A 22305-nucleotide genomic window follows, 5' to 3' on the forward strand; every position below is an offset into this window, starting at 1 on the left:
CTCCTTTCACCCCTATATATGCAATCGGTCGATAAAAGGGATACTGTTTTTAAGAAATAACTTGTTCTAAATAAAACCGTAGTTCAAATCCGCCTATTTCAACACATTTTTCGAATCCCATGTTTCATCGTTGTTGAGATGTTTCTTTTGTGAAATTTGTATCGTTTTTGATGTTTCAAATGATGTTTCAAATGATGTTTCAAATTTCTTGCGAACAATGTGGCGATTTATCATGGTGGGATTTTTTTCTCCCAAGGTAGCTCTCAGTTATTTTTTGTTTTTTGTATCTCTTTCTTTTTTTAGATGCATATATTATAATGTAAGAACGGATGTTCTTTTTTGTAAGAATCATATCATTACATATTAAGATACAGTCAGACATTCAGCTTATTTGCTATGAATCAATCCGGTTGTATCCCACTTCTTTCTTGAAACCGGTGTGTCTTGGAGGGAGTTAATTACTTTCGCACTTCGCTGTAATGAATGACAGAAACGGAACATTTGATTCTATCGGATAACAGAATACTTTGATATAAGAGATTATATGGAAGGAGTAGGTAGAATGAACGATGCAACAGAGGTAACCAATTGGATTGTTCAGTATCAAGCGACAGAACTCTCCGACGATACAGAAGAAAAAAATCAAAAAAGAGAAGAGGAAAAAAAGGAGTTGTTAACAAAAATCTTGAATGCATTAAAACCGATGCTTTTAGCACGATGTTCTTATTATTTTGGATATACAACCGAGGATTTGATTCAAATGGGGTATGCTCGTATGATTGAACTGCTGGATGAATACGACCCTTCCCGCACAGAGGTTCCCGTGCTTGGATATCTCAATCGTATGATTGCCTGTTACTATTTTTCGCTGAATCGCAAGATGAGAAAAGACCGGGAACGATTGCTTTCATTCGAACAAGAAACATTGGAATCAGTGTTGGTTGCAGAGGATGCCCCGAAATATGAATATGACTGGAAAAAGATTCTTTCCGTTTTAAATGAGAAAGAATACAGAATCGTTACAGAGCATATTTTGAAAAAGAAAACATTGAAAACTTTGTCTCACAGAATGCATATCTCATATCCTTATGCCAAAAAACTGAAATCATCGGCACTCAAAAAACTGCGATGTCAATTACAATCCGTCGCTTGTGTGTGAAAACTGTTTCAACAATACTCAAAAAACAGGTACAAACTATAAAATTTTTAAGCGTAGCATGTTTCATAATTGCTACGCTTTTTTATGCATAAAACACGGTTATAGAGAATATCACTCCTGTTTCGCTTTGTTCTGTTTCTTTTTTGGACTCTTTTCAGATTCTTTGTTGTATCACTTCATAACTTAACCAATCGAACCAAATTCCAAAATGTAATTTACCGTACATCTGATACATAACATTTTAATGAAAACAAGCTGAAAAACACAGTTAGATTTTTAGGTCTTATAAGAAACATAGCCTTAAATTAATCCAAACCAAATACAAAATAACCCTGTAGAATTCACAAAAATTTTTCAACCGAAACAGACTGCAAAACAACATTAGAATCTCTGAATTTATGGTATAATAACTCTATTCAAAAATATTGGCAGGAGGTTATGATGAAAACATATTATGATTTTTTTAAGGAATTATCTTTGATTCCTCGTGAGTCGGGGAAAGAAGAAAAAATACAACAATTTTTGCTCAATTTTGCAAAAGAACATGGATTGCACGCTTTTCGGGAGGATGTGTCCGGAAATATTGTTATTCAAAAACCTGCAAGCAAGGGGTATGAACATCTTCCCGGTGTCATTTTACAAGGACATATGGATATGGTATGTGAAAAAACACCGGATTCTACACATAATTTTGATACCGACGGAATTGAGCTGATTGAAGAAGGTTCCATTTTGCGTGCAAATAACACCACGCTCGGTGCAGACAACGGAATCGGCGTTGCGTACGCAATGGCAGTGCTTTCCGATCACTCTCTTTCTCATCCTGAACTTGAGGCAATCTTTACAACACAGGAAGAGACAACGATGTACGGTGCGGAAAACTTGCAAGAAAACACTTTGAAAGGAAAGTATCTTTTGAATCTTGATTCCGAAGAAGAAGGTGTATTCTATGCTTCCTCTGCCGGCGGTTCTGATTTTCAGGGAAAATTAGAAGGTACTCGTGCTCTTTCACAAAAAAATTGTACCTTGGAACTCGTGATATCCAAACTTCACGGAGGACACTCCGGAATGAACATTGCATCAGGATTCGGAAATGCAAACAAAATCATCGGTCGTGTACTGTATCAACTGAATCAAATCGTTCCTTTTGATCTTATCTCCATTGAAGGAGGTTCTAAACCAAATGCAATTCCTCGCGATGCCAAAGCTGTTATCAATATCGAAGAAACGAATCTGTCTCGTTTGTCATCCGTTCTGCAAAACTTGGAACAATCTTTACTACAAGAACTTGCTCCTGTCGATTCACTCTCTCTTTCATTCCAAAAAATCGACTTTGTGGAATCGGTATTCACAGAGAGTAACAAACATTCCGTTATCTCTTTCTTGTCAATGGTTCCAAACGGAGTGCAAACCATGAGTCAAGAAATCAAACATCTGGTCGAAAGTTCTCAAAACTTGGGTATCGTTCGTACAACAGACAATATTGTTTCTTTTGTTATCTCCATCCGCAGCTCCGTAAAATCACTTGCAGATTGGATTGGAGAAAAAAATCTTCTTCTTGCCAAGTTGTGCCGAATTGACGGTATGGTTCACAACGGATATCCCGGATGGGAGTATCAACCGAATTCTCCGCTTCGTGAGTTGGCACTTGCAATCTATCAGGAAAAATATGGACAAAAAGCTGAAATTTCCGCCATTCATGCAGGATTGGAATGTGGTTTCTTCGCAAAAAAATATCCGAATACCGATATTATCTCGTTCGGTCCGAACCTTCACCATGTGCACTCCCCGAAAGAGTATATGGAACTGGATTCAGCAGATCGTGTCTATGACTACTTGATACTTCTGCTAAAAGAAATGATTCGACTATAATATTTGAAACAATTCATCAACAGTTCGAATAGAAACGGCTTTTTACAGTTACCATAACATCACACTCAAACTAATAGAATGATTTCCTAAAAAATGAAGTGTTTCAGACGCTTAAAAAAGTGATAGACAGACTTTTTGAAAGTGTAAATGCACCGATTCATGAAACAATCAAAAGTATAAAGTTGTAGAGATTGGAGGAGTTCAATCGTTTCATGGGATTTTAGTATCATATGTAGAAAACAGAAAATACAAAAGCTTTGATTGATACGGAACATCCTGCTATTCCGTTCCCGTCAGGATAGCACAACAGTCAATATGGTACAAACAGATGTATTCTTAATTTTTTAAGTAATCTTTTTTTAGAGAAAACAGAGAGGCTTTCAGATACCGTAAGAAATCTAAAAGCCTCTTTCTTCATTTTTTACTTTTTCATCTAACCATCAACTTGACATCTTCATAATACTTTTTCGTTTTATCTAAAATAATTCAGAAATATTGAAACCGAATACAACATCCAACTCTTTTAACAATTCATTCGTTTTATCATCAAATTTTGCCGTATTGACATCAATTTGTGCACAAAGATATGCCTTCCCTCCATCTCGAATATCCGAATACAAAAAGGTAGTGACAGGCTGTTTCTTCTCGTTCAAATATTCTACCGTTTTGATTGCAATCGTATTCCCATCTGCTGTATAAGTTTCGCCAAACAAAACATCGGTATAATTTTTTTCTGATGACTTTTGATTAAATTCTTCTATCAGTTTTTCATTTGCTGTTAATGCCGTATCAGTTTGTTTTATATGTACACGCACCGATACTCCATGAGCACTTCCATGCAAAAAATAAACATCCTCTTGTTTGTAATTTTCTTCATAAGGAACGTATCCGTCTCGAAGTAAATCTCCCTCAGAAAAACCATCCTCATAAGCACCGATTGCTATATGGTTAAAATCGGGAGCCTTGTGATAAAGCTGTTGTAACAGTTCTATTTTTTGTGTATCCGTTAACAATTTGTTGTATGTAGGTGCTTTATCCCCGGAACGAGTTTGTGCAACACCAAACAGAATCCCTCCTATCATCAATACAGATACCACCACTGCAATCATTGTTGTTTTCTTCATTACTGTATTTCCCCCTTAAAATTCGCAATCACAATCAATTAAAATGCTGTATTATTCCATCTCCCGCCGGAAACAATGTATCTCTGTTAACGATGCACAATATCATCTTAACAAAATAACATTTAATTTGCCGGCAACTGTCTTGTGCCAAATTTTTTTACTGTTAGACATAGCTTTTGAATCAATAGCATTCCTCAGCAATTTCATACTAATGGATATCTATCAAAAAGTCAAGAAATCAGATGGTGGAAAAAATGCATTGGAAAGAGTATAATACAAATAAGCAGAAAATAAAACCTTAATAAAGACGGAGGTGAAATACATGACTTTCGAGAAAATAATTACTTTTATCTTAGCGGGGATTTTTGCTTATATCAGTTTTTGTCAGTTCATAGAAAAGGGCTTTCTGTTTAATAATGCCTATATTTTTGCATCCGAAGAGGAACGAAAAAAATTAGACAGAAAAAAACATTACAGACAATCAGCAATTGTATTTTGCCTACTTAGCACAGTATTTCTGATAATGGGTCTATCCATTGTTTTTCAAAATAAAAAAATGCAACTGCTTGAAATTCCTTTGATAATCGGCGCTCTGATATATGCAATCATCTCTTCTATAAAAATAGAACGAGATACCAAGAAATAAACAGAAATTTTTTGCCACAAGCACCTGTAACATGGCAGTCACAAAACAGTAAATCAAAAAGGTTTACTGTTTTTTGTTGCTCAAAATTAGAAAGGAATACAGCAAATAAAAAATATAAATGAAAAAAAGCTTATCAGTCGGTAAAAACAGGAAGAACAAAAAAGATAGATAGTTCCTCGATGAAAAACGAAAGTCTCCTGACTGAAAGTAAGGACTTTACCAAAGACGAATTTTATCAACTCATCACTTTTTCCAATCTCAAAGGGAGAGTCATCTAAAAGCCATAGAGAAGCGAGAAAAATATAGATGATAAAACAAAACTTACCGACCAAGACAAGAATATTTGAAAGATAAAAACATCCACAAAGCTTATACCACGCTGAAGAAAAACAGATGATATAATTTCTACAATGAACATGATGCAGAGATTATTTTGTTTGAAAGTGCAAGGAAATATCTAAAAGAGAATTTAGGAGAAAGGCAGCCCTTAAATATATCCAAATGAAAATCGGAAGTTGATACTTTGAGGAAAGAAAAAGACAATCTATATTCTCAAATTTTAGAGATACAAAAAGAAGTTGAACAATCTGAAAGTGTTAGAAACTGTACATAGAAATTGCAACAAGAAAACAGAGAACTTACACAGGTAAAGAAGAGTAAGTTGGATTTATAGAACTAAGCTGAAATATGAATATATTATAAATGTTGAGTGAAACAAATTAGAAGTTAAGAAGCTAATTTTATTGAATCCTTTAGTTATATTCAAGAATGACAAGAATATTAGCAAAAGATATTAAATTGATTACAGATGGCTATTTGAGAGAACCTATCTTATTCACTTTAAGATGATAAAAAAATAAACACGACAGTACTTCCTTCGATACTGTCATGTTTTTACAAATCATGATTGAATTAAACTACCTGTTTCAATCTGCTATTTATTTCTCAAAATATTGATATCGTGCATTCCGGTACTGAGAAGCACGCTGCGATTTTCTACAGAATGAAACCCTCCGGATTTTGCTGCATCAGCAATTTGGCCTTTTATTACACCTATCGGCATCCCCTGTAAATTAAATGCCATATAGCCTAAAATCATATCCCACGGTCCGGAATAATCTGCTTCAATTCCTTCATTTAAACAAACAACTACTCCACCAATATTTAATGCTTTTTTCAATTTTGCAAAGAAATTTGCACCGCCTTTAATGGCGAACAACATAATGGATGAGCAGATGATTAAATCATATCCGCTACCAATATCATCATTTATGAAGTCTCCGGTTTTAATGAAAATACTATCTTGCATATCAGAAAGCTTTACACTCTCTTCGATAAGCGATTGCATATTCGGTCTATCAAAAAGAACGCCGGTACGATTGCTTACATCCTGTATAACTGCAATTCCGAGACAACCTGCACCACAGCCCAAATCCAATATTTTATGAATAGATTTATACTCAGGAAGGGAGCGGAGAATTTCTAACAGTTCATATTGACGTATCCCTGATTGAGCATCACGCATCGCATCGCCATAAGCTGCAAAATCCATAGACTGCTGTGTTTGTTCTTGCGGTTTAGGACCTTCCTTCACTTGCTGTGCCACGTTTCCAAGGCTCATTCCTTGATTATTACAGAAAAATGTCAGCACATTTCCCATATATGCAGGCTTCCCTTTAACAAGATATTTTGATGTTTCCGGCATATTACAAAATGTATCTCCATTTCGCTCAAGATAACCAAGACTATATAAACCTTTCAAAAGATTGAAGGTATTAGATTCATCCCAGTTCATTTTTTTGGATAGCTCTTTTGTGGTGATAGGATTTTCTAAATTAGAAAAGACATCCAATTCAATTGCACCCTGTATCAGTTGCTGATAAGCGGTGAGATACGGTAGTGTTGTAAGCTGTTCATAAATATTTGTTTTGTTAATCATAGTAATCTATCCTTTCTTTAATTTATAATTGTTTATGGCATAATTTTTTCATGTTATATTTAGTGAATATCAGTTTTATCGATAAATTGTAGATTGCGGATTTTCAAGCTCTGCAAAACCGTTCGAGAGTCTCTTTCTTGCAACTTCAATATATGGATGTACAACGGCTTTTGCAGGACATTGATGATAACACTCAGCACATAAAATACAATACTTAGGATCACGAACCATTTGTATTGTGTTATCAATATATGCAAACATATTGACAGGACAGGCTGCAACGCATCGTTTACAACCAGTGCATTTTTCTGTATTGATTGTAACTTTCTTATATTTTCCATGAATTTTTTCTTGGCTGAAAATGCGGAACATAATGCGTTTCATGAACGGTGCATATGCAAGTTTCTTTTCTATATTGATCATAGCTATCTTGTCGTTTACAACCTTTTCTGTTATTTTTGCTGCTTCCGCAAGGATTTGTTCCTCAACTTTTCCCGGCAGATTTGGATTGATCCGTTTTTTGAAAGTTGCGGTCAAAGTATGCTCCGCAGCAATCTTAATGCCCATAATCGGAATATATCCTTTGTCATTAAGCACTTTACCCATTTCTTCCAGTGCAACACTGCTGTGTACTCCTCCATAGGTCACAAGTGGAATCGCAGGAATCTGTTTTTCCTTTTCCTGAGGAAGTGCCCGTATTGTCCTGAGCATATTTTGCTCACAATGTCCGGCATATACCGGTGCACAGGGAATTAACAAATGATGTTCTCCGAGATCATTAATCAGTGTTTTTGTAATTGTGAAGTTCTGAAGATACTTATTGTTTTTTGTGATGTTAATAATATGACAGGAAATTCCGTTATCTTCAAGCAGATGCATGAATTTTTGTGCTGCAATAAGAGTATGTCCTGATGGACTGAATACAATAAAAACAGCTTTCATTATATATCACCGTCCTTCCATTTATCATCAAAATAGTAATGACTGCCATTTCCATAATCCCAACTTCCAACCCTTGCTCCCAATTCAAAATGTAATTTAGCAATCCCAAGATCAATCATCGCGGTTTCCGTCGGCACTGTAGTGGAAGCAGTTACTTGTCCATCCTTATATTCAAATACAAATGGTCGTAAATTTCTTGCTGTCGGTGCAAGATAAACAGCATCCATACCTTGCTTAAACCACTCCGGCACATGCTCTTCTGCTTCTATTAAAGCTTCCTTAGATTTATTTTGTCTGTGCGTACCATATTCCATCATTCGTTCTTTAAGTGAATGCTTTTCATCTGAATATCCGACAGCTATAACGCAATCCAGCTCTTCATTCCCTTCGCATAATTCCTTCGCTGCATTTTTATCATAACTTGTCCCAACCCAGCAGGTAGATAGTCCCATTGCGGTCGCTTCAAGAATTATTTTTTCACCAAAACGACCTACTTTTTCCATACGATTGGGAAGTGTTTTGCTTCCAATCATGGCAATGTAGTTCTGAACACCCACAAACAGACCATAGCTTTTTCGAAATCCACTAAAAAGTTCCGCTCCGCTTCCAATGACTAATTTTATATTAAGTCCGGATTCTTTATTGTACAAAGCAATGCTATCTTCAAGCTGTTGCACATACTTGGAATCAATTGGTCTATTTGTATACTTTCTGCGGGAGCATCTTTTTTTCATAGCGGAAAGATATTCTTCGATTTTCATTTTTACCTCCTTTCTCACAGAAATCTTGAAAACTTATTTTGCTTAATATATAATTAGATTAGATATATCTAACCTGTATTTTATTTTACTTATTCATATCTTTAGCGTCAATGAAAGATAGCAATGATTAGCTATTAGCACAAATTATTTGCCGAATGGAGAAAATATAATTTTATGAGCGAGCAATTAGAAAAAATGTATAAGGATATTTTTACAGACAGGGGTGTTATTCCATGTGAACCTGTACCGGGATTTAATCCGAATGGCAAATTTTACAAAATGAATCCTGAGCTTGGCAGGGGATATTGTTGGGTTTATCAATGTAATCCGTATGTGACTATCACCATTATGGATCAGATTCACTATGAAGATACCTATTGTGCTTTTGAACAACCGGAATATATGTGTGTTGGTTATTTCTACTCCGTTTCCGGCGAAATATTGACACCTTATCGTCGTTTGACATCCGGAGCAATTCAAGCGTATGTAGGGAAAAAGAGTGAATATCGTATGATACTTCACAAAAAAATTCCTATCAATAGTGTAAGCATTACCTTTATGCCTGAATATTACAAGAAATATTTAAGTGAACCATATCCTGACATTTATGAAAATCCTTCAAAGGCATTTATGCAGATAGACGGTTGTTCTGATTTTCCTGAACTGGTTACGATTTTCAATCAAATCAAACGCTATATGGGAGACGGTATATCTGCAAAACTGTTTTATGAAAGCAAAGTGAATGAAGCACTTTCCATAATTCTTGAAAAAGCAAAGAACCAGAATAGAGAACATATTAGACATAGGTTTTCAATACCTAATGATGACTTGGATGCCATAATATCCGTATCTAATTATATTAACGACCATTATGCTGAAGATATCAGAATTGATTTCCTGGCTCAAATTGCATGCATGAGTCAGGCTAAGCTGAAATATGTATTCAAAGATGTGTATCATATGAGTATTCAACAATATATTGTTACACGTCGCATTACACACGCTGAACACCTCCTTAGAGATACGGTGCTTCCGGTATCTCAAATTGCAGAAATGGTCGGTTATAAATATATTAGTAGTCTATCTGATATGTTCAAACAGCATACAGGAATGAAACCTACCGAATATAGAGAAAAAATGCAGATGATAGAAGTGATTGATTAGATTATTCCGTGATATTAGCAATCAAGGATTACAAAAATTGAAAAAGGATATTGTCCTCCCTTTATTCAAGGAACAGAAACTGTTAAAAATGCAGAGGTGATTTTTATTGGATTGTCCAACTGGTTTAAAATCTTTGTATCACCTGTTCTATTGTTTTTAAGAACGATTGAATTTCAGCGGAAAGACAATCCTTCCGTTTTGTATGCATAGAAGAATCGGTTTTGGTAGAATGATTGAAGATTATAAAAAAGAATGCAAAAATTCAATTATAAAAACGGAGTAGTGGTAAAATGAGATTACGGATTTGATGAACTTAAAACATGGTTGGATAGTAATTTGCAACTCTCCATCCAGCTAAAATCTAATAGTTTGGGAAACAGTAAATCAAAAGGTTTGCTGTTTTTTTCAATATGGAAATAAAAGCGTCAATAAATATAAAAAGGCACTTGACAAAACGCTCTCTGCAAAATAGGTCTTTCCTCTTTTTACTCATTGATTTTCACACAAAAACGCCCTACTTCCCATAAATTGGAAAAGGGCGTTTTATTTTTAAGTATTGTTGTTATCATTTAGCTAATTTATGTGAATTTGTCGATTTTAGTACCATCTGTCCATTCTGAGATAATCTATCAATTCTAAGATGACTATCAATAAGAAAATTTTTTATTTCTATCAAAAACTACCGTCTTTCAGATTCTTCATCGGCATCTTCATTTAAAAGATAGGATAATACAAACAAACTGTCACTCAAATGAACATTTTCAACTACAATATCATCCAATCCGTCCAAATCAATCGGAGAAAAGTTCCAAATTCCCTGAATGCTGGTCTTTGACAGAATATCCGCAATTTCCTGTGCTCTCTCTTTCGGTGTGCAAATAAATGCTACATTAATTTGATTTTCTTGAATGTAATCGGACAAAGTTTCGATATCATAGATATGCAATCCGTGAATGGTCAATCCTACTAATTTAGGATTGATATCAAACAATGCTTGAATTTCAAACCCCGAAGTCTGATTCCAAGGATAGTTCGCCAGAGCCTGCCCCATATTTCCCGCACCGATAATAACTGTCTTGTAAGTTTGTTTCAGTGCCAAAATTTCCTGAATTCCCAAGAACAGCTCCTGAACATTATATCCATATCCCTGCTGACCGAATCCACCGAAATTATTCAAATCTTGTCTGATTTGAGAAGCGGTAAAACCGATAATTTTGCTCAATTCCTTAGACGAAATTCTCATCACGCCTTTATCCAAGAGTTCCTGCAAATATCTGTGGTACTTTGGCAGTCTTCGAATCACCGCCATTGAAATCTTTTTTTTATCATTCATAAAGTATTTACCCTTCCTATCTGTATGAAATGTCTGTCGCTTTTTTTATTATAGCATACTTTATACATATATTTGAAAAAATTTCAATCTTTTTTCCTGACCGTTTTCCTTTTCTTGTTCCGTCTTTTAAAAACACGGATTTTGTTGTATACTGATAGATATGAAATAGTTTATTTTTGTTTGTGAAATGAGGGATTTCTATTGAGAACAGTCAAAAGTCAAACTTCCGAAACATTGCGAATCGGAATTTTTTTAACTCTTTCCGGAGGATTTCAGGATGCTTATTCCTATCTATGTCGCGGAAAAGTTTTTGCAAATGCACAAACAGGAAATATTGTGCTGCTGGGACAAAGCATCGCCGAAAAAAATATTACCATGATGTTTCGATATCTCTGCCCGTTGATAGCGTTTGTACTTGGTGCCTATATTTCGCAACGAATGAAATCATCCAATCAAAAATACTTTCGATTTCATTGGAGGCAACACGTTTTGTTACTTGAGATGTTGCTCATGGTTATCGTCGGTTTTTTGCCGGAACAACTCAATATCTTAGCAAATATTATTCTATCGTTTGTTTGCGCTATGCAGGTGGTGGCATTTTCCAAATTTCATGGCAATTCCTATGCAACCACCATGTGTATCGGTAACTTGCGTTCTGCAACAACACTTCTCTGCCAATATCACATTACGAAAGACAAAAACACACAACGAGACAGTTTCCACTACTTTTTTATTATCTTTGTCTTTTTAATCGGTGCAACACTTGGCACCATTCTTGGAAAACAGTTCCATCTACATTCTATCTGGTTTGCAATTCTGTTTTTATTCATTGCATTCATCATGATGTTCTATGAAACAGTAGAAAGCAAACATTTATCATAACAAAAAACAACTGCATTCTATGTAACGGAAAGAGGGAGAAATCAAATCATTCTCCCTCTTTTTGTATAAAGAAAACCACGCGATAGTCGCGTGGTTCAAAAAAGCTTAAGCGGTGAAAAAAAACCTCCTAATGTGCTAAACTGTATAAAAGCCTGCCAGCTGATGAAAAACAGAATAGATTAGGAGGAACATTAAAATGTCTCAACAAAATAATGTCAATAACAGTTTAGCACATACCAAATGGAATTGTAAGTACCATGTAGTATTTGCACCAAAATATAGAAGAAAAGTCTTTTATGGAGAAAAAAAGGAAGCGATAAGAGATATAATAAGAACATTATGTCAGTGGAAAGGAGTTGAAATAATAGAAGGAGAAGTTTGTCCCGATCATATACATCTATTACTTAGTATACCACCAAAAATAAGTGTATCGAGTTTCATGGGATATCTGAAAGGAAAAAGCAGTCTAATGATATTTCAAAAATATGGAAACATGAAGTTTGCATATAGAAACAGAGAGTTTTGGTGTAAAGGATATTACGTAGATACCGTAGGTAAAAATACAAAAGCAATACAGGAATATATATCAAATCAATTGAAAGTAGATAGAGAAAGTGATCAATTAAGTATATTTGATCCGAGAGACCCGTTTACGGGTAGCAAATAAAAAATGCATGGCTGGCAGGCCAATAAAAAGCACACGTGTGTGCTGCCAGTTAAGATAGGGCTATGCCCGAAAATGAAAAACCACCGGCTATGCCGGTGGATATTTATTTATGTTTATTTATCATAACTTGATTGTATGATATTATTTACTTGGTAACACTAACCAGCTTACTTTGAGGATTCCATGTCACCTTTGCTCCGGATACTTTTCCGATATTGCTGATAGAAAGGTATGTTCTTCCGTTTTCTATCACAGGCGCTACATCAGATACATATTCCTTGCCGTTTACAACAATTTTTTTACCGTTAGTAACAATTTCCACTTTTCGTTCTTCATCTTGCAATGTAACGATTTTGCTTTGCTTATTCCACATTACTTTCATTCCCAAACTTTCCGCTACATATCTTATCGGAATCATAGTTCTTCCATCTTGAATAAAAGGTTTTGCATCTATTTGTCTCTCACTTGCGTGTTGAGTTTCTCCGATTACAGTGTACTTTACCATATTGGAACCGACAGTAAAGACTGTAGTTTTGATTTCTTTTTGTTTTTGCATATAATCGTTTGGATTTTGTCCGTTGTTGTTTGACGGTCTTTCAATCTTTTTAAACGTTGCTTCAACTGTTACTTTTCGTCTCGGCATAGAGAAAGCATAGCTGTTTTCCTTTTTCTCAGTTACCTCGATATCTTTTCCACTGTCGTCGGTCACCTTGATTTTATCCACTTCATACCCTCTGTCAGGTTCTGCAATGATGGTAATTTCTTCTCCATATCTTCCTTCACTCTTGACTGTAACTGTTCCATGATTCATTTTTTCTTTTTCAATAATATATTTTTGTCTGTCTTTATCTTTATTCGAAGAATCTTTGCTGCCTCTATCTTCAAATACAGCTTTAACAGTGATGTTTCTTGTTACTTTGCCATCTGCCGGAATTCCTGTCCATTCTTTGAATCGATAGCCCGGTTTTGCAGTCGCAGTGATTTTTTCTGTTCCAACCAAAAGTTCATGTCCAACCGCAGAAATCATGGTATCTTTTACAATATGTTCTACTTTATCTTTGCTCACTGTTCCCATTGTTTCATCGTTAGATTGTACAGTTACAGTATATTTTTCTTGTGGTATCTCTTCAAATACAGCTTTAACAGTGATGTTTCTTGTTACTTTGCCATCTGCCGGAATTCCTGTCCATTCTTTGAATCGATAGCCCGATTTTGCAGTTGCCGTGATTTTTTCTGTTCCAACCAAAAGTTCATGTCCAACCGCAGAAATCATGGTATCTTTTACAATATGTTCTACTTTATCTTTGCTCACTGTTCCCATTGTTTCATCGTTAGATTGTACAGTTACAGTATATTTTTCTTGTGGTATCTCTTCAAATACAGCAACAATGGTGATAGTATCCGTTACTTTACCATCTTCCGGAATTCCTGTCCATTCTTTGAATCGATAGCCCGGTTTTTCGTTTGCTACTACAATAGTGCTACCAACCTTCAATTCATTTTCGTTTGCCTCGATATGAGTATCATCTTCAACATTAGGTACACTTCCCGATGTTACCGTTCCCTTTACAGTATCATTCGAACTGACATATACTGTATGGAATTTCTTTACACTAATTCCTTCAATCTCTTTCCTATCAGAGCTATAGTCGGTTTTTTTATCTCCATTATATTGTTCGTTAAATACAAACAGTTTATCTCCATCCTCAAACTTTCCGTTCAAGTCAATCTCTACCGTTCCATTTTCATTACCATTTTCCAACTTTTCAATTCGTCCGTAATATTTAATTTCCGTATTTGATTTATCAGTCACAACAGCAGACAGATATTCGTTTGTTCCTGTTTTTGCATTGTCATAGTTGATTGTTACTTCCATTCCGTGTTGTTTGGATTTACTTGCAGTAAAAGAACCTCTTGCACTATCTTTTAAAGTCAATTTCCATTCCGTTGTATTAGTTGATGCTACTTTTTCCAGCGCACCGACTTCATTTTTATTTTTTCCATCTTCTGCAGGCGAAATATACATCACCTTGCTTTTCTCCAAGTTAAAAGCAGGACGTGCCGCTTTTGAATAGAATGCACTTCCTTCATTAACTTCACCATTTTTATTGACAATGCTCGGATTGGATGATGAATAAGAACGCAACCACCATTCCTTCACCTCACCGTTATACTTTGCTTTTCGTTCATCCATACTTTCAAAATATATTTTGTCAGCTTCTTCTGCGGAAAGAAAAAATACTTTGTCTCCATTCAATATATGGTCTGCCTTTGGAAACACAACGGTGGTTCCTTTACTTTTATATTTTCCATCAGATTTGTCTGTAGAAAGAACAGCAGCCAATTCTTCTGGTTTTAAAGATGTTATTGCTCTCGGTTCTTCCCCACTAAATTCTTTACACCATTTCTTGGCAGTGCTGTCTTTCCATTCGATTTTTGAAAATGAAAAGCCTTTATGATATTCAACTCCACCATCATTTCCACTCCCAAGCAGTTCTTCACTTAGCAGAAACAGTCCGTCTGGGTTTCCGTTATTAGCATTTTTATCCAAAACTCTCCATTTAATTTCCTTTCCTACACCTTGCAGTCCGGAACCCTGAACTCCCATATAAATATATTCTTTTTCTTTAAGTTCACTCAATGATGTTATAGCATCTCTATCTTCCTCTGCATAAGCAATTCCCGTACTGAAAGGAATCATACCGAGAAACATCAGCATGCTCATCAAAAAGCTTATGCTTTTTCGAATGTTAATCTGTTTGTTTGTTTTCTTTTTTATTGACTGATTCAATATCATTTCTCTCCTTCTTATAACATTAAAAATTAGTCTTTCACTTTGTCTATAACACCTGTCGTTAACCTATCCTCCTTTTTGATTCTTCCTCTGTTATGCCTGATGAAATTTCTGTACATTTCTGTTCCAATATATATAGGTTACATACAGATTACTTTTCTGTTATATACATACAAATTACTTTCAAAAAAAGAAGTTTTGTTTTTGTATTTTTTCCGAATTTTTTCTTTTGTAACCGTAACTGTTTGATACCGATTTTCATCATCTACCTACAAAGATAGCATAAAAATATTGTCTTGTCTATCCTAAATATTAATCAATTTGCTATTGCAGTTTAGGATTGCAATTTAATGTTCAAAGGGTTACATTGACATCAATCAATCAAAGTGTTTCCTAATTCTTGAAACATACACTTCTTCATAGAAAAATAAGTATGTCACAAAAAATAATTCTGTATTTTTAGTTTGTATTTTTTACAAAATAAATACAAATTTATTTATATGATAACTTGTTTTCATTTCATAATAGTCTATCTCCCCAATTTATGCTACAATAAAGAAGGCGAGCAACTTACTGATATCATTTCGTTGCATTCATTCATAACATATTTTGATTGGAACAATCTCAAATAAAAATACGACAAAATTATCAATCCTTCCGATATTACTGTCGCTTTTTCGTATTGTGTCCGGATGTAAAAACATTCCTGTTGTTATGAAGTAAGTTTTATGAAGTAAGTTTTTATCTCAATTATTTGAAACAACGATCAACCCTGTTTGATACATATACTCTACTAAAGGAAGAATTTTTATGATTACATTAGCTTTAAACAATATATCAAAATCGTACGGTGTGGAACAAATTATTGAAAATATCACATTTTCCGTAAACGAATATGAAAAAATAGGACTGGTCGGAATGAACGGTGCCGGAAAATCCACTCTGTTTAAGTTGATTGCAAAGGAATTATATCCGGATTCCGGAGATATCTATATTTCCAAAGAAACTTCTATCGGATATCTTGAGCAAAATGTTCGTGTCGATTCCAATCACACGTTATATGAAGAAGTGTTGGATGTGTTCCACGATGTGATGGAGCTTGAAAGAGAGATTCAGTTCTTAGAACATGAAATCGCACGATTATCCGATCAGGAAGAGGAACTTGAAAAAGTAATGACTCTCTATGCAAAAAAAACAGAGCAATTCTCTCAAATGAACGGCTATGCCTATCATTCGGAAGCAAAGGGAATTTTAATCGGATTAGGTTTTTCGGAAGAAGAAATGAACAAGTCTGTCAAACTGTTGTCAGGTGGAGAGATGACTCGTCTTCTGTTGTCCAAACTTCTGTTGAAAAAACCGAATATCTTATTGCTTGACGAACCGACAAACCACTTGGATATGGATAGTATTCAATGGTTAGAAACTTATTTGAAACAATATAAGGGCAATGTCATTCTGATTTCTCACGACCGGTATTTTTTGGATCAACTGGTTACAAGAACACTGGAAATTCGCAATAAGCGATTGTTTGACTACAACGGAAACTATAGCGATTATCTGATTAAGAAGACTGTTGAAGAAGAGCTTGCGGAAAAAAATTACAAAGAAAATCAAGCTGAAATCAAACGACAAAAAGAAATCATTCGTCAACTCAGGGCATTTGGACGCGAAAAGCAAGTCAAAAGAGCAAGAAGTCGCGAAAAATTGTTGGATAAAATGGAGAAGACCGAAAAACCTCAAACTATGGAAAAACAGGCACAAATCCAATTTTCTCCATCTGTACAAAGCGGATATGAGGTGCTCCATGCCAAACATCTTGCAAAATCATTTGGGCAACGCCATCTGTTCCACGATGTTTCCTTTGATATTTTTCGTGGAGAAAAAGTTGCTCTTATCGGTCCGAACGGTTGCGGCAAAACGACACTCTTCCAAATTCTGTTGGATAAAACATCTTCCGATGACGGTTCCATCTCATTTGGAACCAATGTCAAACCTTGTTACTTCGACCAAACAAGGCAAGATTTGAATGATTCCAACACTATTTTGGAAGAGGTTTGGCAAGCATATCCCAATCTGAAAGAAACACAAATTCGCAATATGTTGGCAGCATTTTTATTTTATGGTGATGATGTTTTTAAGCTGATTTCTACTCTGAGCGGAGGCGAAAAATCTCGTATTTCACTTTTGAAACTGATGTTATCCAGCTCCAACTTTTTATTTTTGGATGAACCGACGAACCATCTGGACATCTCATCCAAAGAAGTGTTGGAGGATGCGTTGATAGCCTATGAAGGTACACTTTTTTTTATCTCGCATGACCGGTACTTTTTGAATAAGGTTGCAGACAGAATTCTTGTACTGAAACCAAACGGCGTAGAGGAATATCTCGGCAATTACGAATACTATTTGGAAAAGATTACCGAACGAAAAGAGATGCAAGAAATGTTGCAGGAACAGACAGTAAACAAGACGCAACAAAAACAACAAAAGAGAAAGTCCAAAGAAAAAGAAAAGGAACTTCGACAACTGAAAAAACAAATTCAAACCTTAGAAGAAACGATTATGCAACTGGAAGAAAAAATAGAACAACTTGACTTGGAACTGTGTAAAGAAGAAGTCTATTCCAATCCTTCCGAAGCAATGAGAGTACAAAAAGAAAAAGAAAATGCCTCTTCATCGTTGGAACAGACAATGTTGGAGTGGGAAGAACTTCATGAAACGTTAGAAGAGATGGATGAATAATATAGAATTTTAAAAAACAAAAAGTAGTATCTTACACCTTATCGTGTAACGTACTACTTTTTTAATCCATCATTTCTGATTGTCTTATCGGTTTTGTTATGCTACCGCTCTATTTTATTTTTCTGCTGCCGGGTTTTACATAAGGCAATCCTTCTTTACACATCGGACAGTCTTCTTTATCAAATGTATCAATGTGTAATTGAATGGCACTGATAATATCGACATCTACATTCCCTGCGGTACGGTCGATGATAGATGCTAAACCTATGACTTCTCCACCCATTTCTTCCAACAGGTCTTTTACTTCCAAGGATGATTTTGCTGTGGTAACGACATCTTCACAGATAACAATTCGAGAACCTTTAGGAATTTCAAACCCTCTTCTAAGTTCCATCTTTCCGTCCACACGCTCTGTAAAGATTGCCTCTATTCCAAGTTGTCTTCCCAATTCATAAGCTACAATAATTCCACCCATAGCAGGCCCTACCAATAAATCAGGTTTCAAATCTTTTAATTGTTCCGCAACCGGTTGCAAAACTTGTGCCGCTTTATCCGGATAACGAAGAATTTTGGCACATTGCACATATTCTTTGGAGTGTTTTCCGGATGTCAACAAGAAGTGTCCTTCCAATAATGCACCTGTTTCTTTTAAGATTTCTAACATAATACTCTCCCCCATCTTCTTTATTAAATAATTCCTCTGATTTCATCAAAACTATGAATATGATTTTCTTCCATATAGCGTTCTACACCTTCTACTAATTCCAATCCTGCCATCGGATTGATAAAAGATGCCGTTCCAAACTGTACCAAATGTGCTCCTGCCATAATAAACTTAATGACATCTTCCCAAGTTTCTACTCCTCCCATTCCGATAACCGGAATAGAAACCGCTTTGCTCACTTCTCTCACCATACGAAGGGCAATCGGACGAATTGCAGGTCCGGAAAGTCCGGCTGTGACATTGTCAAAAACAGCTTTTCTTCTATGAATATCAATTTCCAACGCATTGAATGTATTGACCAAACTTAAGCCGTCTGCTCCGGCAGATTCTACTGCTTGTGCAACTTCTACCAAATGATGTGCATTCGGAGAGAGTTTGACTACAAGTGGAATTGAAGTAATTTTTTTTGCCTCTTTCGTAATATATTCCGCATCACAGGCATTCATTCCAAACGCCATTCCTCCCGCCTTCACATTCGGACAGGAGATATTCAGTTCGATAATATCCATCACTCGATGCGTCTTATTGTGTTCTTCCAATAGTTCTAAGGCTTCCAAGTAACTTTCCAATGTAGAACCTCCTACATTTGCCAAAATAACGGTATCTTTTTCACGTAAAAAATGGCTCTCATGTAAGATATAATCTTTGACTCCCGGATTTTGTAATCCGATAGAGTTCATAATTCCCGAAGGAGTCTCAATGATACGAATTCCGGAATTCCCGTCTCTGGGCTCCAAAGTCAATCCTTTGGTTGAAATTCCACCAAGGTTGGAAATATCATAGAATTCGTTGTATTCACTTCCGAATCCGAATGTTCCGGATGCTGCAATAATTGGATTTTTGAATGTTTTGCCCCATATCGTCTGTTGCATCATTCCCACACAACCTCCTTTTGATGGAATACAGGTCCGTCTTTGCATACTTTTTTCATCCCGAGCATCGTTTTGCAAGAACAGGACAAACAAGCTCCGATTCCGCATCCCATGTGTCTTTCCAAAGAAACATAGGTGTTGTCATGCTGTTTCGAAACCGCTTCCATCATTTTGGAAGGTCCACAGGTCAAGACGGTTTCCCACTCTTCCCATAAAACATCATCCAAGATGGTTCCACCGATTTTGAAGTGAACATTCACACCCTCAAAAAGTGACTGTATAGTTTGGATTTCTTTCTCTGTATAGAGGGCTTCTCTTAAACCGATATATAACTTGGCATCGGGATTGTGTTTTGCACACAGATATAACGGAGCCATTCCGATTCCTCCGCCAATCAAACATGCTTTGGTATCTAAGATTGGAAAGCCGTTCCCATAAGGTCCATGAATCGAAAGTGTCTCACCGACTTTCGTCTGACTCAATACCTTTGTACCGCTTCCTTTGACAAGATACAAAAAGTGAATTCCTTCCTCATCTACATCAAAGATACTGATAGGACGAAATAATGTCATATTCGATTGCTCTTTTTTCAACATAAAAAACTGTCCTGCTTTGATATCGTAACATCCTTTCAGTTTCAGATGATACAAATCTCTTGTCACTTCTTTGTTTTCTAATATTTCTACTTGTTGATACACTGCAAAAGCTCCTTCGCAAATTGTTGTGCTCTTCTTCTTAATTCCTGTTCAAACTCTTTTTCTTCTACGATTCCTGCTGTCATTCCTCTGGATACATTCACTACTCCGTTTTGTCTGTCTGCAATCAAAGTTCGGATGTCTTCAATTTTTGCACCTTGTGCTCCGTATCCCGGTACAAGCAGAAACAGTTTGTCTGTATATGGTTTCATCGCATGGATGTCTGCAATATTGTTCACTCCGACAACCGCTCCCATACAAGGAAGTTCACTTCCTGTATCACATTCTTTTCCCCATTGATAAATGGTGTCCAACACATTTTGGGAAAGAGTTTGCTCTGTTTGGTTCACCTTCAAATCTTGAAAGTCTTTGGAACCGGGATTGGATGTTTTACCTAAAATAAAAGCTCCTTTGCCTTGTTTGAAGTATGGAAAATACGGAGAAACAGCATCTTTGCCCATATAGGCGTTCAATGTTACAATATCCGCCTCAAAATCTCCCGTAAAATGTCCCTGTGCATACATTTCTGCAGTAGAACCGATGTCTCCCCTTTTAATATCAGCTATCACAATCTCTCCTTGACTTCGAATGTAGTTGAGAATCCTTGCATAAGCTCGAAGTCCTGCCAAACCGTATGCCTCATAACAAGCAATCTGTACCTTATAGCAAGCTGCATACTCTTTGGTGTTATCTACAATTGCTTTTGCATAGGCAACAAAATGCTCTTCCACTTCAAATGTTCCGTTCGAAATAGCAAGAGGAATTTGATTTTCTCTCAAATCGATTCCAACGCAAAGAGGACTTTTTTCAATCGCTCTCTTTTTAAGCTCTTTCATTGTCATATGCAATTTCTCCCTTCACAATTGTTTTTTCGACAATTCCTCGCACTTCTTGTCCGTCATACGGTGTATTTTTGCTTCGTGTTGTCAATTCTTCTTTTAAAAGAGTCGTTTCTTTATCTGATACAAGAATCAAATCAGCGATATTTCCTTCCTGTACTCCTCTTTTTTTGTCAATCAATGTTGCCGGACGGACAGACATCAACTGTATCATTGTGTTCCAATCTATATTATGTTCAAAACATACTTTTCGAATCATAGAAAAAGCATTTTCGATATTGATGATTCCCGGTGCACCTTTTTTCTTATCATCATCCGAATGCGGAGCGTGATCTGTTCCTACATAGTCTACATAACCTCTTTTGATTGCCTCTACAAGGTACTCACTGTCCTCTTTTGTTGCAATCGGCGGATTGACACGGTAGCTCAATCCATGACTGAACAAATGGTGTGGAGTTACTTCAAATGTAACATGTAAACCCATCTCTTTTGCTTTCACAATCGCTTCTACGGATGCCTTGCGACTGATGTGACAAAAATGTAAGTTTCCGCCGACCTCTTTCACAAGCTCAATGTTTCGAATGACCATCTCAGTTTCCGGTTCACTGTGATCCATGATCAAAAAACCTAATTCCTGTGATTTTGCCAATGCTTTTTTCATCACTTCGGCGTTATCTACATTTTTTCCGTCATCTGAAAAAATCTTGGTCAATGCCATCATCTCTTTGAAGGCTACCAACTCTTCTCCAAGCAGTCCTTTTGTTACAGAACCTGCTTGATACACATCTAAGTGAAGCGGTTTGGCATTGTCCAATACTTCTTGTACAACTTCGGGACAGTCTGCAACAGGCTTGGTGTTTGCCATCGCAATCACATCGGTATATCCACCCTTCATACAGGCAACATCCGCTTCGCCATAAGTTTGCTTGTAAGCAAAACCCGGATTTCTAAGGTGAAAATGGCTATCTACAAAGGAAGGCAAAAGGTACAACCCCTCTGCCTCAATCATGTCAACTTTTTCTTTTGTACCTTTCACATAAGATAAAACAGACTCTCTTCCAATCTTAAAAATGTTATCATCCTTGACCAATACATCGTCTACTCTATTCAATTCCGGAATCATTGCATTTTGAATCCACAACATAATCGT

18 protein-coding genes are annotated in these 22305 nt (G+C 36.0%); 7 read left to right on the plus strand and 11 right to left on the minus strand.

Annotation, left to right across the window (positions count from 1 at the left end; all coding sequences use genetic code 11):
• Positions 1-562 precede the first annotated feature (562 nt).
• On the plus strand, positions 563-1159 hold the full coding sequence (locus HMPREF0389_RS06175) for a sigma-70 RNA polymerase sigma factor region 4 domain-containing protein (RefSeq protein WP_156775253.1): 597 nt from the start codon (positions 563-565) through the stop codon (positions 1157-1159).
• Positions 1160-1600: 441 nt separating this feature from the next.
• Entirely contained in the window at positions 1601-3031 is a 1431-nt protein-coding gene (locus HMPREF0389_RS06180) for an aminoacyl-histidine dipeptidase (RefSeq protein WP_014262768.1), read from the plus strand.
• Positions 3032-3507: 476 nt separating this feature from the next.
• On the opposite strand, the gene HMPREF0389_RS06185 is transcribed toward HMPREF0389_RS06180, so the two are convergent.
• The gene (locus HMPREF0389_RS06185) at positions 3508-4155 is read right to left on the minus strand and encodes a hypothetical protein (RefSeq protein WP_014262769.1); all 648 of its coding nucleotides are present in this window, start codon (positions 4153-4155) and stop codon (positions 3508-3510) included.
• Between the two features lie 322 nt (positions 4156-4477).
• On the opposite strand from HMPREF0389_RS06185, the gene HMPREF0389_RS06190 reads away from it, so the two are divergent.
• Positions 4478-4801 carry a DUF3784 domain-containing protein gene (locus HMPREF0389_RS06190; protein ID WP_014262770.1) on the plus strand — a complete coding sequence of 108 codons (324 nt, stop codon included), beginning with the start codon at positions 4478-4480 and terminating at the stop codon, positions 4799-4801.
• A gap of 934 nt (positions 4802-5735) precedes the next feature.
• On the opposite strand, the gene HMPREF0389_RS06195 is transcribed toward HMPREF0389_RS06190, so the two are convergent.
• The 3 genes from HMPREF0389_RS06195 to HMPREF0389_RS06205 form a co-directional block, all read right to left on the minus strand.
• Positions 5736-6740, minus strand: coding sequence for a methyltransferase (locus HMPREF0389_RS06195; RefSeq protein WP_014262771.1), 1005 nt, complete (start codon positions 6738-6740; stop codon positions 5736-5738).
• Between the two features lie 75 nt (positions 6741-6815).
• The gene (locus tag HMPREF0389_RS06200; RefSeq protein WP_014262772.1) at positions 6816-7682 is read right to left on the minus strand and encodes a 4Fe-4S dicluster domain-containing protein; all 867 of its coding nucleotides are present in this window, start codon (positions 7680-7682) and stop codon (positions 6816-6818) included.
• On the minus strand, positions 7682-8443 hold the full coding sequence (locus tag HMPREF0389_RS06205; RefSeq protein WP_014262773.1) for a nitroreductase family protein: 762 nt from the start codon (positions 8441-8443) through the stop codon (positions 7682-7684). The genes HMPREF0389_RS06200 and HMPREF0389_RS06205 overlap by 1 nt, the downstream gene beginning before the upstream one ends.
• A gap of 174 nt (positions 8444-8617) precedes the next feature.
• Between HMPREF0389_RS06205 and HMPREF0389_RS06210 the strand changes: the two genes are divergently transcribed.
• On the plus strand, positions 8618-9607 hold the full coding sequence (locus tag HMPREF0389_RS06210) for a helix-turn-helix domain-containing protein (RefSeq protein ID WP_014262774.1): 990 nt from the start codon (positions 8618-8620) through the stop codon (positions 9605-9607).
• A gap of 679 nt (positions 9608-10286) precedes the next feature.
• Here HMPREF0389_RS06210 and HMPREF0389_RS06215 read toward each other — a convergent pair.
• Entirely contained in the window at positions 10287-10940 is a 654-nt protein-coding gene (locus tag HMPREF0389_RS06215) for a redox-sensing transcriptional repressor Rex (protein WP_014262775.1), read from the minus strand.
• A gap of 201 nt (positions 10941-11141) precedes the next feature.
• Here HMPREF0389_RS06215 and HMPREF0389_RS06220 point away from each other — a divergent pair, with 201 nt between their 5' ends.
• Entirely contained in the window at positions 11142-11822 is a 681-nt protein-coding gene (locus HMPREF0389_RS06220; protein WP_014262776.1) for a YoaK family protein, read from the plus strand.
• Positions 11823-12018: 196 nt separating this feature from the next.
• Positions 12019-12489 carry an IS200/IS605 family transposase gene (gene tnpA, locus HMPREF0389_RS06225; protein ID WP_014261821.1) on the plus strand — a complete coding sequence of 157 codons (471 nt, stop codon included), beginning with the start codon at positions 12019-12021 and terminating at the stop codon, positions 12487-12489.
• Positions 12490-12634: 145 nt separating this feature from the next.
• Here the strand turns inward: tnpA and HMPREF0389_RS06230 are convergent, their stop codons facing one another.
• Positions 12635-15280 carry a stalk domain-containing protein gene (locus HMPREF0389_RS06230; protein ID WP_169308507.1) on the minus strand — a complete coding sequence of 882 codons (2646 nt, stop codon included), beginning with the start codon at positions 15278-15280 and terminating at the stop codon, positions 12635-12637.
• Positions 15281-16093: 813 nt separating this feature from the next.
• Between HMPREF0389_RS06230 and HMPREF0389_RS06235 the strand changes: the two genes are divergently transcribed.
• On the plus strand, positions 16094-18025 hold the full coding sequence (locus HMPREF0389_RS06235; protein ID WP_014262778.1) for an ABC-F family ATP-binding cassette domain-containing protein: 1932 nt from the start codon (positions 16094-16096) through the stop codon (positions 18023-18025).
• A gap of 109 nt (positions 18026-18134) precedes the next feature.
• On the opposite strand, the gene pyrE is transcribed toward HMPREF0389_RS06235, so the two are convergent.
• Genes pyrE through HMPREF0389_RS06260 form a run of 5 tightly spaced genes read right to left on the minus strand, consistent with a single transcriptional unit; the run spans position 18135 to position 22299 of the window.
• Positions 18135-18704, minus strand: a complete 570-nt coding sequence (pyrE, locus tag HMPREF0389_RS06240) for an orotate phosphoribosyltransferase (protein WP_014262779.1) — start codon at positions 18702-18704, stop codon at positions 18135-18137.
• A gap of 8 nt (positions 18705-18712) precedes the next feature.
• Positions 18713-19624 (minus strand): dihydroorotate dehydrogenase, encoded by a 912-nt coding sequence (locus tag HMPREF0389_RS06245; RefSeq protein ID WP_014262780.1) that lies wholly within the window; start codon positions 19622-19624, stop codon positions 18713-18715.
• A complete protein-coding gene (locus HMPREF0389_RS06250; RefSeq protein WP_014262781.1) occupies positions 19621-20319 on the minus strand; it encodes a dihydroorotate dehydrogenase electron transfer subunit in 699 nt (232 codons plus the stop codon). Before HMPREF0389_RS06250 ends, HMPREF0389_RS06245 begins: the two co-directional genes overlap by 4 nt.
• Positions 20304-21158 (minus strand): orotidine-5'-phosphate decarboxylase, encoded by an 855-nt coding sequence (gene pyrF, locus HMPREF0389_RS06255; protein ID WP_014262782.1) that lies wholly within the window; start codon positions 21156-21158, stop codon positions 20304-20306. The genes HMPREF0389_RS06250 and pyrF overlap by 16 nt, the downstream gene beginning before the upstream one ends.
• Positions 21139-22299 carry an amidohydrolase family protein gene (locus tag HMPREF0389_RS06260; protein ID WP_014262783.1) on the minus strand — a complete coding sequence of 387 codons (1161 nt, stop codon included), beginning with the start codon at positions 22297-22299 and terminating at the stop codon, positions 21139-21141. The genes pyrF and HMPREF0389_RS06260 overlap by 20 nt, the downstream gene beginning before the upstream one ends.
• Positions 22300-22305: the final 6 nt, after the last annotated feature.

It is taken from the genome of Filifactor alocis ATCC 35896, assembly GCF_000163895.2.
Taxonomy (GTDB): domain Bacteria; phylum Bacillota; class Clostridia; order Peptostreptococcales; family Filifactoraceae; genus Filifactor; species Filifactor alocis.

Coding starts and splice junctions, on each gene's coding strand:
- HMPREF0389_RS06190 (WP_014262770.1), top strand. CDS start 4,478: ATGACTTTCGAGAAAATAATTACTTTTATCTTAGCGGGGATTTTTGCT.
- HMPREF0389_RS06185 (WP_014262769.1), bottom strand. CDS start 4,155: ATGAAGAAAACAACAATGATTGCAGTGGTGGTATCTGTATTGATGATA.
- pyrF (WP_014262782.1), bottom strand. CDS start 21,158: ATGACAATGAAAGAGCTTAAAAAGAGAGCGATTGAAAAAAGTCCTCTT.
- HMPREF0389_RS06180 (WP_014262768.1), top strand. CDS start 1,601: ATGAAAACATATTATGATTTTTTTAAGGAATTATCTTTGATTCCTCGT.
- pyrE (WP_014262779.1), bottom strand. CDS start 18,704: ATGGGGGAGAGTATTATGTTAGAAATCTTAAAAGAAACAGGTGCATTA.
- HMPREF0389_RS06195 (WP_014262771.1), bottom strand. CDS start 6,740: ATGATTAACAAAACAAATATTTATGAACAGCTTACAACACTACCGTAT.
- HMPREF0389_RS06235 (WP_014262778.1), top strand. CDS start 16,094: ATGATTACATTAGCTTTAAACAATATATCAAAATCGTACGGTGTGGAA.
- HMPREF0389_RS06210 (WP_014262774.1), top strand. CDS start 8,618: ATGAGCGAGCAATTAGAAAAAATGTATAAGGATATTTTTACAGACAGG.
- HMPREF0389_RS06200 (WP_014262772.1), bottom strand. CDS start 7,682: ATGAAAGCTGTTTTTATTGTATTCAGTCCATCAGGACATACTCTTATT.
- HMPREF0389_RS06245 (WP_014262780.1), bottom strand. CDS start 19,624: ATGATGCAACAGACGATATGGGGCAAAACATTCAAAAATCCAATTATT.
- HMPREF0389_RS06205 (WP_014262773.1), bottom strand. CDS start 8,443: ATGAAAATCGAAGAATATCTTTCCGCTATGAAAAAAAGATGCTCCCGC.
- HMPREF0389_RS06175 (WP_156775253.1), top strand. CDS start 563: ATGAACGATGCAACAGAGGTAACCAATTGGATTGTTCAGTATCAAGCG.
- HMPREF0389_RS06260 (WP_014262783.1), bottom strand. CDS start 22,299: ATGTTGTGGATTCAAAATGCAATGATTCCGGAATTGAATAGAGTAGAC.
- HMPREF0389_RS06215 (WP_014262775.1), bottom strand. CDS start 10,940: ATGAATGATAAAAAAAAGATTTCAATGGCGGTGATTCGAAGACTGCCA.
- tnpA (WP_014261821.1), top strand. CDS start 12,019: ATGTCTCAACAAAATAATGTCAATAACAGTTTAGCACATACCAAATGG.